We start from the raw sequence: 11239 nt of genomic DNA, 5'->3' as shown, positions 1-11239 counted from the left end.
ATCTCGGACCGCGCCCCGCACAGGCCCCCACCCACCACGCATTCGAGGAACAACTCATGCCACTCGTCCACATCCATGTCATCGAGAACAAACGCACTCCCGAGCAGCTACGCCGCCTTGCGGACGTGGTGCAGGATGTGATGCTCGAACACTTCGCCGCACCCGATCGAGACCGCTACCAACTCGTCACCGAACACAAGCCGGGCCAGATCATCGCCGAGGACACCGGGCTGGGGTTCGAGCGGACCGACGACATCGTCGTCGTGCAGATCGCTCAACAGGGCAGAAGCGTGGACCAGAAGACGGCGATGTACCGGGCACTGGCTGACCGACTTCACATCGAGACCGGTGTGGCACCAACCGATGTGATCGTCTCGGTCGTCGAGAACACGCGCGATGACTGGTCTTTCGGCAATGGAATCGCCCAATTCGTAGAAGGCCACCTCTGACCGACACAGTCGCTCGAGCGGTGCGGCGGGAGTCGACGCAAGAACCCCGGATCAGCGGACTGATCGCTACCTTGACGCGGTAGGCCCGAAGAAGGCCGCGAACGTCCGGATCAGCTGGGCCGAGGCGCGATTGATGCCGTCATGGCCCCCGCGGACCGCTGCCGCACGGCCGTGGGGCAGTGCAGCAGCAAGGGCATCGTTGAGTTGCTCGTAATAGGGCGGTCCGTCCGCACCCCTCAGCAACAGAACGTCCGCAGTCACCCCCGCCCAGCGGCTCGGCGGACCGTCGGCGCGTGCGATTGCCTGCGACTCGTCCAACGTCATGGGCAACAACGCACCCATGGTGCGCCCGACGGAAGTGCGCAACAACAGTCGGCTCATAGCGATCTGCACGCCCAGTGGCAGGGTGCTCGCCCGCGACTGGGTGTTGATGCCGGCCCCGGTGATCGCCATCGCGCGTGCGACGTCGCCGTCCCGGGCCGCTGCCCTGGCGCTGTCCAGCCATTGTGCGGGGAAAAGTCCGTTCACGGACACTGCTGCGTCGTAGAGCGCGAGACGCGCGATGGGCAGTTGCAGGGCCGCGGTCAGGGCGATGAACCCACCGCTGCTGTGGCCGATGACGTCCGTTGCGCCGGTGTGTTCGAGCACCGTCCGCAGGTCGTCGACGTCCTGCTGAACGTCGTAGGGCTCCGAACGGGGCGGCGCATCCGCGCGTCCGCGTCGGTTGTACAGATGCACGGTGAACCTGTCCGACAGTTTGCGCGCCAGTCGGCGATAGGAATCGATCGTCACCCCGCCGCCGTGAACGACCACCAGAGCGGGACCGTCACCAACCGCGTGCAGGACGACGTCGCCCGCTCGTTCAACCCGCTCGTGCATCGCATGCCTCCCTGAGTGCATGCACAACAATAGCAAACAGTGTTCGCAGTTTAGGATTGTGAGGTGAGCGACGACCCACATCGACCCCACGAACAGAAACCCCCTGCTGGGGAGACACCGCCACGCCGACGAGGCCCGGTCCCCGCGCACAGCCGCGACGACATCGCCGCCGCCGCAATAACACTCACGGATCACGAAGGCTTGGCCGGTCTGTCCATGCGGGCCGTGGCCGCGGCGCTGGGCACCGGTGCAGCGTCGCTGTACCGGTACGTGGCATCGCGTGACGAACTTCTCGCGCTGATGACCGATCACGTCATGCGCGAACTCCGCCCGTACCCCACCGGCCATGATCAGTGGTTGGACGCCATGCTCGAGATGTCACGTCGACAGTTGCATCTGTATCGGCGTCACTCCTGGCTCGTCGACGTCACGCAGCACTCGCCCGCCTTCGGTCCCGAAGCCCTGGCCTGGCTGGACCACTGCCTGCAGGTACTCGAACCAGTCACGGCCTCCGGTCGGGCGAAATTTGAAGCGATCGCGATGGCAACGGGGGTCACGACGTTGTTCGCTCGCACCGAGCTCGCCTCACAGCCCGCACTTCCCCCGATCGACAGCCATACGTATCCGCACCTGGCCAGGGCGATCTCCGCTGACGCAACTCCTGCGCCCACCGATCGGGACCTCTTCGAGGATGCCTTGCGCAGCCTGCTGGTCGGTCTGCTGTCCTGAGAGCGGAGTCGTTCGCAGGACCCTTCACGGGATGGTGAGCGGCACTGCCAGTGGATCGCCCGGTGCCGGCGCGCGGCGGTTGGCCGCGGCGAGGTCCCACGCGGTGTGCCGCGGCGTCACACCGTCCAGCATCCATTGGCCGAGCAGCAACGCGACCTTGGCCAGCATCTCGGTACGCAGCCGATGGAACGAGTCCTCCGGGTCTGCGCCGACGTGACCGAGCAGCACCCACCAGGCCCAGGCGACTGCTCCGGCATTGGCAACGAAGTCCGGGACCACCGGAATGCCCCGGCCGGTGAGCACCGCCTCGGCCTGCGGGGTTGTCGCGGCATTCGCAGCTTCGATCACGACTTTCGCGGCGACGTGGTCGACGTTGTCCGCCGTGATCGCATAGGAGATCGCGGCCGGGACGAGGATGTCTGCTGCAGTGGCGATCACGGCCGCTCTCGGCAACCGCTGAACATGCGAGGGGACGCGAGTACGGTCGATCTCGCCGTAGCCGTTCCGCTGGTCGAGCAGCGCGGGAACGTCCAGGCCGTCGGGGCAGTACAGCGTGCCGACGGCGTCGGCGACAGCAACCACGCGCATACCGGCCTCGTGCAGATACCAGGCCGCGCCGCCCCCCATGGTGCCGATGCCCTGAATTGCCACCGTGGTGTCGGCCGGAGCCCATCCACTGGCATTCACGGTACCGATGCAGGCCTGCGCGACTCCGTAACCGCCGATCACATCGCCGAGCAGAAATCCGCCGGACACCGGGGCGTTCAACGCGGCCCGCACCCGGCGCAGAGTCCTCTGCGGATCTTCCGCACGGCTGATCGCCGCATGGTAGGACTGCTGAAGACCCAGCCGCGCGAAGACGTCGTCGATCAGATGCTGCGGCACCCCCAGATCCTCTGCGGTCACCCAGTGGGCGTCCAGCCACGGGCGCATCGCCTGACAGAACCGCTCCAGCACACCGACGGCGCGGGGGTCCTTCGGGTCGAAGTCGATGCCGCCCTTCGCGCCGCCGACGGGCAGGTCGAATACCGCGGTTTTGGCAGCCATACCGCGGGCCAGGTCCTCCACCTCCGAGATCGTGCAGCCTGCCCGCATACGGGTGCCCCCGGTGGCCAGGCCGGACACCAACGTGTGCACGACGAGGTAGCCTCGCGCTCCGGTGACCGGATCGGACCAGGTCATACGCAGCAGGGGATCACCGCTGCGCGCGGTCGCCGCGTCGACCCGACGCTGCGGCGCCGTGTTCTCACTGTGGTCGTACTCACGGTGCTCGGGGGTGCGCCCGAACCCGGATTCCGTCGTCGTCGTCACCTCGAGTTACCCCAATCGTCCTCGGAAGATCATCGCCGTTTCGGCCATTCGGCCGATGACGTCAGAGTGCGCGCCCCGGTGACCAGGCGTCCAGTTAAGAATTTTGAATGATTGCGTTCACGCTTTCTACACAGCGCGACGCGTGGTCCGATTGGACGGTTCGGACCGGATGCATAGGGTGGGGGGATGGAGCTGTCTCTGCGCCGGTTGCGGATGCTTCGGGAGTTGCATCGCCGAGGCACCGTGACAGCCGCCGCGCAGTCCTTGCACTACACCACGTCCGCGGTATCGCAACAGCTCACCCAGCTCGAACGCGACGTCGGCGCAAAGCTATTCGAGCGGCGCGGCCGGCGGGTACAGCTCACCGAGATCGGTCTGCTCCTCGCCGAGCACGCTGAGGAGATCATGCGATCGGTGGACCGTGCGACGTCCGCCCTCGAGCAGACGCAGGAGGGCGTCACCGCCCGTTTGACCGTTGGTGTGTGGGCGTCCGTCGCGTCGGGCCTGCTACCGAGTGCGCTGTCGTTGCTCGCCGCCGAACATCCCGGCATCGAGGTGCGGACGAAGGAACTCGCGCCGGAGGACACGGCAGTGGCCGTGCGGGACGGCTCGCTGGACTTCTCGTTCGTGATCAACTATTCCGACTACCCGATGCCGTGGGACCCGGAGTTGACCCGAGTGGTGATCGCGGTCGAGCGACTGCACGCAGCGCTGCCACCGGGCACGGTGTCCGCCAGAACCATGGCGTTGGCGGATCTCGCCGAGCATCCCTGGATCCTCGCGGGACCCACGTCGCATTTCGGCCGCGCGGTGCGCTCGGCCTGTCAGCGTTGCGGATTCGAACCCAAGATCAACCATGAGGTCGGCGAGCAGGCGACGGCACTCGCGATGGTGTCCGCGGGCCTGGGGGTCACCCTCGTCTCCGATCTCGGACTGACGCTGCGCCCGCCGGGCATGGACGTCGTCGCGCTCACCGAACCGGTCATGCGGACGATCTCCATCGCCCATCGGGGGACGGAAGCGCACCGCCAGCCGCTGCAACTGGTGATCGACGCCGTGCGGGCCGCGGCGGCCGCACAGGGGCTCGCCGCGCGGTCGCCGTACCCATAGCCGACGACGACGCCTGCCTGTCGGGTCAGGGTTGCGCAGCGTTGAACGCGGCCGTGTACTCCGCGAGGAGCGCCTCGAGTCGGCTGACCATGAAGCTGTAGTACTCGTGCATCGCGTGGAAGCGGGCGCGCTGTTCGGGCGGGAGGTCCTGTCCCCGGGTTCGCGCACTCTCCGCCAGCGCCAGCAGTTCGGTGGTCTGCTCGAGCTGGTGCTGCAAGCACCCGATCCAGGCGTCGTCGCGCCAACGGTAGACGAACTGGCGACTTCCCGGCTCCTTGAATCGTTCGACGGTGCCGGTGGTCATGAGCAACCGGGTCGTCTCCGACACCGATCCCTTGCTCGCATCGAGTGCATCCTGCAATTGCGCCATGGTCATCGGCGCTTCGCTGAGGATCAGCACTCCCGCGGCTCGACCCGCCATGGGAGGCCAGCCCATCGCACCGCCGATATGCACACCGAAGTCCTCGATGAGGGAAGCCCTCTTGTCGCTGTCGGACACCGCCACCTCCATTCGATCAATTTAGAATGAACATTCACTCTTGACTGAACTCTCCTTCTACGGAATCCTACTCGGCAGGACCCGGGCGCTTCCGGAGACCTCATTCGCGCAACTCGTTACGGAGGTTTGCTGTGACCGAAACAGGCTGGGACGTCATCGTGGTGGGTGCAGGTTCGGCGGGGGCCGCGCTCGCGGTCCGATCCGCCGAGAAAGGCAAGCGGGTTCTGCTCCTGGAGGCCGGACCGGACTACCGCTCGGCGAACATGCACGAGGCGTGGCGGTCACCCAACCCGATCAGGGCACTGCTCGACCCGACGGCAACCGCAGATCTGGTCTGGCCGGGGCTCGACGCGGCGCGGACCGAGAAGCAGGCGCCTGCACCCTACTGGCGAGGTAGAGGGGTCGGCGGCAGCTCGTCGATCAACGGACAGATCGCGATTCGACCCCCGATGGAGGACTTCGACGATTGGGTCGGCTGGGGTTGCGCGGGCTGGGGCCCCGAGGACGTTCTCCCGTACTTCGTCAAACTCGAGGACGACGAGAACTACGGCGACGAGGCCTATCACGGCCGGGGCGGTCCGACACCTATTTTTCGTACGCCACAAGAGAACTGGGGTTCTGTCGATACCGCGCTGAGCGCGGCCGCCCTCGCCGCCGGTCATGCGTGGGCCGCGGACGTCAACGCACCCCACGTGATCGGAGTCTCGCCGTATCCGATCAACTCACGATCCGGGCGCCGAGTGTCCGTCAATGATGCCTACCTCGAGGCCGCCCGCGAATCCTCGACCCTGACGATCCGTGGTAACGCCCTGGTCGACCAGGTGCTCTTCTCCGGAAGCCGCGCGATCGGCGTCCGGATCATCGTCGACGGCGCGGTGGTGACCGAGCACGCCGACGAGGTGATACTCAGCGCCGGCGCGGTCCACTCTCCGGCGATTCTCATGCGCTCCGGAATCGGACCGTCCGGGCATCTGCGCTCGGTGGGGATCGAGGTGCGCCAAGATCTTCCGGTCGGCCGAGGTCTGCAAGACCATCCGATGGCGGTGGTGTCGATCCCGCTGATCGACGAGGCGGGGATCCAAAGCCCCGACGACCGGCACACCAACGTCTGCGTCCGCTACACGAGCGAGCCCGGCGCCCCCACCGGCGACATGATGTTCGTGTCGCAGAATCAGAATGTCGTTGCCATGGCCAACCCCGACATGCGTGCGCTGGCAGGTGCGTTCGGTGTCTGGGTGAACCAGGCGTACTCCCGCGGTGTGTTGACGCTGTCCTCGGCCGACCCGGCGGATCAACCCCAGGTTCACACCCGGATGCTCTCCGACGAGCGGGACCTGTCCCGTTTGCGCGACGGGATTCGCAACCTGGTCGAACTCGCCCGCGACCCGGCGGTCGCCGCCATCACGCACGGGCCGCTCGTGACCGAGAACAGGGCCCTGTTCTCGGTGCTCGACAGTGACAGCGAGCTCGACGACTACTTGCTCGCGACCGTGAGCGATGTCCAGCACGCCACCAGTACGTGCCGAATGGGTGCAACCGGAAGCGCGGACACCGTGGTCGACCCGTCGTGTCAGGTCCTCGGAACCGACGGGCTGCGGGTGGTCGACGCATCGATATTTCCGTCCGTCCCGCGGGCCAACACCAACCTGACGGCGATCATGGTCGGCGAGCTCATGGCCGACCGCATCCGCTAACTCGTAATCACAGGGAAGGCAGTACCTTTCACATGAAGACCTTGCAGAACTTGATCGGTGGAAAATGGGTGGACTCCCACAGCGTGTCGCTGCACGATGTGGTGAACCCCGCCACCGAAGAGGTGATCGCACACTACCCCGGAGGATCGGCCGACGACGTCGACCGCGCCGTCGAGGCAGCAGTCGAGGCGCAGCCCGGGTGGGCGGAGTTGCCGGTCGCCGAACGGGTGGAATACCTGACACGGTGGGCCGCGGAGATCGCCGAACACACCGAGGAACTCGCGGAGCTCGAATGTCAGGAAATGGGAAAGCCGGTCGCCCTCGGCAGAACCTTCATCGAAGGTGGTGTCCAGGGGTTTCGGACCGCGGTCGAGGAGGCTCTGACCTATCCCTTCGTCGAAACCCTCCCCTCCGCGGACGGCGGCGGAACGACGATCCTGCGTCACCCGCTCGGCGCCACCGCCGTCATCACCCCGTGGAACTTCCCCGTGCCGATGGTGCTGGGTGCGCTCGGGCCGCTCCTCGCCTCAGGCAACACCGTCGTGGTCAAGCCGTCCGAACGCTCACCACTGTCCACCGCTCGACTGTTCGAGCTGTCGACGCTGCCTCCAGGCGTGGTCAACCTCGTCCTCGGTGACGCCCGAGCCGGGGCACCGCTCGTCGAGCATGGGCAGATCCGGCTGGTGCACTTCACGGGTTCCGTCGAGGCCGGCCGCCGGATCGGCGCTGGAACCGGTGGGCGATTGTGCCGGTCGGTCCTGGAGCTCGGCGGCAAGGACCCGGTCATCGTCGACTCCGGGGTCGACCCTGTCGCAACCGCCGCCGCGATCGCCTTCGGCGCGTTCGTCAACACCGGACAGATCTGCACGTCCATGGAACGTATCTACGTCCACCAGGGCATCGCCGAGGCGTTCGTCGACGCCCTGGTCGACATTGCATCCACCTACACCCTCGGTGACGGCCACGACGCCGAAACCGTGCTGGGGCCGTTGGTCGATGCACGCCAACGCGACATCGTCCACGGGCACGTCACCGATGCCGTCGAGCGTGGCGCTCGCGTCCACATCGGCGGCGTGATCCCGAAGCGGAAGGGGTTCTTCTACCCAGCAACAGTGCTCACCGACGTCGACGACTCCATGCTGGTGATGACCGAGGAAACGTTCGGCCCGCTCGCCCCGATCGTTGTCGTCCCCTCGTTCGAGGAGGCGCTCGAGCGCGCCGGCTCGTCACGCTTTGCGCTCGGGGCCACCGTCTACACGCACAACCCCGACCACGCCGCCGCAGCCGCCGGCATCCCTGCCGGGGTGACGTGGATCAATCAGTGGCAGGGCGGTGGCTCGGAGAGACTCTACGAGCCCGCAGGCGACAGCGGCATCGGCGCAACGGGCGCCCGAGCCGCGTACGACGCCGCAACCCGGCCCGCATCGATTCACACAGCCCCCGCACCTGCGTCCACGCGCTCATGATCCCGGCTGCCGTCGGAGCGAAGGCTTCCGTCGAGAACAGGATCCGACGGTGCGAACGGACACTCCTGGGATTGTCTCACCGCATCCACGCGAACCCTGAACTGGGATTCGAAGAATATCGAGCCAGCGAGTGGGTCGCCGACGAACTACGCAGCGGGGGATTCGACGTGCAGCGCGGCTGCTACGACCTGCCCACGGCGGTGCGCGCCACCATCGGATCGGGTCCGGTGCATGTCGGAATCTGCGCCGAGTACGACGCTCTCCCCGAGATCGGGCACGCGTGCGGCCACAACATCATCGCCGCAGCCGGCGTCGGTGCCGCCCTGGGCCTGGCCGACTTCGTCGACGACTTGGGGTTGACCGTCACACTCCTCGGCACCCCTGCCGAAGAGGGCGGCGGCGGAAAGATCCTCCTGCTCGAACGCGGAGCCTTCGACGGGCTCCACGCGGCGATGATGGTCCACCCCGCCGCCGTCGAGATGGCGGCGATGCCCGGCACGGCTGTTTCCCAGTTCGAAGTTGCGTACACAGGCAAGCCCGCCCACGCCGGGGCCTATCCCGATTTGGGGGTCAATGCCGCCGACGCAATTCTCATCGCGCAGGTAGCGATAGGCCAACTGCGACAACAAACTCGGGGAACCGACCGAATTCAAGGCATCGTCACCGATGCCGGCACCGCCGTCAACGTGATCCCGGACAGTGCGGCCGGACGCTGGATCGTCCGTTCCGATACCGCGGAGGCACTCGCCACACTCACTGCGCGCGTGAAACGCTGCTTCGAGGCCGGGGCACTGGCCACCGGATGTGCAATGTCGATCACGCCCAGCGGACCCGACTACGCGGATTTACGTCCGGACGCCACCCTGCTTGCCCTGTACCGCGCGAATGCAGAAGCCCTCGGTCGCAGCTTTCCCGACCTACCGGACGGAATGTCGGGTGCCGCGACCGACATGGGTAACGTCTCTCACGCCGTGCCCACCATTCATCCCATGCTCGGCCTGGACTGTGACCCCGCGGTCAACCACCAACCTGAATTCGCCGCCGCCTGCGTCGGTCCGGCAGCCGACAGAGCCGTTCTCGACGGAGCCATCGCAATGGCGTGGACCGCAGCGGATTTCGCAGAACAGCATCTGGCGACTCCTCACTGATTCACAAGAAGCTTTCGGCCCGGACGTCGACCATCGTGACTGTGCGCTTCGGGCGAAGCAACATCTTCGAAAGGCATGACCGTATGAGACTCGACAAGACATTGTGCTGGGACGGCGAACTGACGGTGACGCGGCATGACAGGGAAACCGGGACGTCCTTCATCATTCGCTTGGACTCGACCCGACTCGGACCTGCCGCCGGTGGCACCCGCGCGGCACAGTACGCCTCCTTCGGTGAGGCGCTCGACGATGCCGGCCGACTCGCGGGTGCAATGACGTTGAAGATGGCCGTCAGCAACCTGCCGATGGGCGGTGGCAAGTCGGTCATTGCGCTCCCGGCTCCGCGCAATGAGATCGACCAGGGCACATGGAAACGCATCCTTGTTCTGCACGCCGAGAACATCGACAAACTCGGGGGCAACTACTGGACAGGGCCCGACGTCAATACCAACTCCTCGGACATGGACCTTCTCAACGACACCACCGAGTTCGTCTTCGGCCGCTCCACCGCGCGTGGCGGTGCAGGTTCCAGTGCATCAAACACGTCGTTGGGCGTCTTCGAGGCGATGAAGGCGACTGCCCTGCACCGAGGACTCGGGACGCTCGACGGTCTCACCGTGCTCGTTCAGGGCCTCGGCGCGGTCGGCAGCGGACTGGCCGTCCTCGCGTCGCAGGCCGGGGCGCGCCTCCTCGTCTCGGATACCGACTCCGAGCGGTTGGCCTGGGCTCGGCAAGCCGGTCACGATGTCGTCGAGATCGATGACGTCCGGTCCACGCCCTGCGACATTTTCGCGCCGTGCGCGATGGGCGGGGTAATCGACAGCGCGGTCGCCGGTGAACTGCCCGCCTCCGCGGTGGTCGGCGCCGCGAACAATATCCTTGCCGACGACGAGGCGGGCGACATCCTCCACCGGCGCGGTGTCACATATGCGCCCGACTTCGTCACCAACGCAGGCGGCGCATTTCACTTGGTCGGCCGCGAAGTCCTCGGCTGGAGCGAGGAGACAGTCGGAGCACGCACCCGACGCATCGGAGACACACTTGCCGAGGTCTACTCGATCGCCGAGAGCGAAGACATCGACACCGACCGTGCCGCGCGAATCCTGGCTCGTCGCCGGATCGAGACAGCAGGCACCCATCCCCCGCACACCCGAACCGCGGGGATCAGCGCGGACCCGAGGACGCGGGCACGGCCCACGCGCTCCCCTGTTCGCGATCGAGCACGGTGATCGCCTTGTTCTTCAGCCCGAAGATGTAGACCAGCAAGCTGACCCCGATCACGACCGTCACGTAGACGATGAACCAGCCGACGTGGCCGGCCGACTTCGACGCCTGGTACAGGAGCGGCGCCGTACCGCCGAACACGGAGTTCGCGAGCGCATAGCCCAGTCCCACACCCAGGGCCCGGATGTCGGCGGGGAACAGTTCCGCCTTCACGATCGCGTTGATCGAGGTGTACCCGGTGAGGATGATGTAGCCGACCGCGACCAGCGTGAACGCCGCCAGCGCCGAGGTGGTCTTCGGAAGGTAGGTGAGCAGGACGTAGGTGTAGAGGACCCCACCCACACCGAAGAAGATCAGCAGCGGCTTGCGCCCGACGCGGTCGCTGACGAGGCCGCCGACCGGCTGCAGCAGCAACAGCAGGATCAGTCCGAGCAGGTTGATCCACGTCGCCGTCAGCGCCCGGTCGTCGCCGAAGGTGGACTTCACGATCGCCGGCGCGTTGACACTGTAGGTGTAGAACGCGACCGTGCCGCCCGCGGTGATGAGGAACACCAGCAGCAGCGGACGCCAGTGTTGGGTGAACAACGCCGTCAAGGAACCCGCTGTCCGGTCTTCACCCGCACGGATGGCTTTCAGATGCGACTCGCTGAGCGACTCGTCCATCGACCGCCGAATCCACAGCACGACGAGGGCGGCGACGCCGCCGATGAAGAAGCCGATCCGCCATCCC

11 protein-coding genes are annotated in these 11239 nt (G+C 66.5%); 7 read left to right on the top strand and 4 right to left on the bottom strand.

Annotated elements, in window-relative coordinates:
* Nucleotides 1-56: 56 nt before the first annotated feature.
* Nucleotides 57-449: a tautomerase family protein gene (locus ACFTZB_RS36690; RefSeq protein WP_378439447.1), complete on the top strand. Its 393-nt coding sequence runs from the start codon at nucleotides 57-59 to the stop codon at nucleotides 447-449.
* A gap of 66 nt (nucleotides 450-515) precedes the next feature.
* Here the strand turns inward: ACFTZB_RS36690 and ACFTZB_RS36685 are convergent, their stop codons facing one another.
* A complete protein-coding gene (locus ACFTZB_RS36685) occupies nucleotides 516-1328 on the bottom strand; it encodes an alpha/beta fold hydrolase (protein ID WP_378439444.1) in 813 nt (270 codons plus the stop codon).
* 63 nt (nucleotides 1329-1391) lie between these two features.
* On the opposite strand from ACFTZB_RS36685, the gene ACFTZB_RS36680 reads away from it, so the two are divergent.
* Complete coding sequence (locus ACFTZB_RS36680) at nucleotides 1392-2057, top strand: TetR/AcrR family transcriptional regulator (protein WP_378439442.1); 666 nt, start codon at nucleotides 1392-1394, stop codon at nucleotides 2055-2057.
* Between the two features lie 24 nt (nucleotides 2058-2081).
* Here ACFTZB_RS36680 and ACFTZB_RS36675 read toward each other — a convergent pair whose 3' ends face one another.
* The gene (locus tag ACFTZB_RS36675) at nucleotides 2082-3368 is read right to left on the bottom strand and encodes a Glu/Leu/Phe/Val dehydrogenase dimerization domain-containing protein (RefSeq protein ID WP_378439441.1); all 1287 of its coding nucleotides are present in this window, start codon (nucleotides 3366-3368) and stop codon (nucleotides 2082-2084) included.
* A gap of 186 nt (nucleotides 3369-3554) precedes the next feature.
* Here ACFTZB_RS36675 and ACFTZB_RS36670 point away from each other — a divergent pair, with 186 nt between their 5' ends.
* Nucleotides 3555-4478 carry a LysR substrate-binding domain-containing protein gene (locus tag ACFTZB_RS36670; protein ID WP_378439439.1) on the top strand — a complete coding sequence of 308 codons (924 nt, stop codon included), beginning with the start codon at nucleotides 3555-3557 and terminating at the stop codon, nucleotides 4476-4478.
* A 25-nt stretch (nucleotides 4479-4503) separates the two neighbouring features.
* Here ACFTZB_RS36670 and ACFTZB_RS36665 read toward each other — a convergent pair whose 3' ends face one another.
* The gene (locus tag ACFTZB_RS36665) at nucleotides 4504-4977 is read right to left on the bottom strand and encodes a GbsR/MarR family transcriptional regulator (protein ID WP_378439437.1); all 474 of its coding nucleotides are present in this window, start codon (nucleotides 4975-4977) and stop codon (nucleotides 4504-4506) included.
* Nucleotides 4978-5108: 131 nt separating this feature from the next.
* Here ACFTZB_RS36665 and ACFTZB_RS36660 point away from each other — a divergent pair, with 131 nt between their 5' ends.
* From ACFTZB_RS36660 to ACFTZB_RS36645, 4 genes are all read left to right on the top strand, one after another.
* Nucleotides 5109-6671 carry a GMC family oxidoreductase gene (locus ACFTZB_RS36660; protein ID WP_378439435.1) on the top strand — a complete coding sequence of 521 codons (1563 nt, stop codon included), beginning with the start codon at nucleotides 5109-5111 and terminating at the stop codon, nucleotides 6669-6671.
* Nucleotides 6672-6703: 32 nt separating this feature from the next.
* Nucleotides 6704-8137 (top strand): aldehyde dehydrogenase family protein, encoded by a 1434-nt coding sequence (locus ACFTZB_RS36655; RefSeq protein WP_378439433.1) that lies wholly within the window; start codon nucleotides 6704-6706, stop codon nucleotides 8135-8137.
* Nucleotides 8134-9285 carry a M20 family metallopeptidase gene (locus ACFTZB_RS36650; RefSeq protein ID WP_378439431.1) on the top strand — a complete coding sequence of 384 codons (1152 nt, stop codon included), beginning with the start codon at nucleotides 8134-8136 and terminating at the stop codon, nucleotides 9283-9285. Before ACFTZB_RS36655 ends, ACFTZB_RS36650 begins: the two co-directional genes overlap by 4 nt.
* 83 nt (nucleotides 9286-9368) lie before the next feature.
* Nucleotides 9369-10514 (top strand): Glu/Leu/Phe/Val dehydrogenase dimerization domain-containing protein, encoded by a 1146-nt coding sequence (locus ACFTZB_RS36645; protein WP_378439429.1) that lies wholly within the window; start codon nucleotides 9369-9371, stop codon nucleotides 10512-10514.
* Here ACFTZB_RS36645 and ACFTZB_RS36640 read toward each other — a convergent pair.
* Nucleotides 10450-11239, bottom strand: a 790-nt coding sequence (locus ACFTZB_RS36640) for an MFS transporter (protein ID WP_378439427.1), incomplete at its 5' end; no start/stop codon positions are given. The genes ACFTZB_RS36645 and ACFTZB_RS36640 overlap by 65 nt on opposite strands.

Source organism: Rhodococcus sp. NPDC057014 (genome assembly GCF_042673295.1).
Classification (GTDB): Bacteria; Actinomycetota; Actinomycetes; order Mycobacteriales; family Mycobacteriaceae; genus Rhodococcus_F.
Note: the sequence above shows the minus strand (reverse complement) of the source record. Positions and strands in the feature narration are given on the sequence as shown.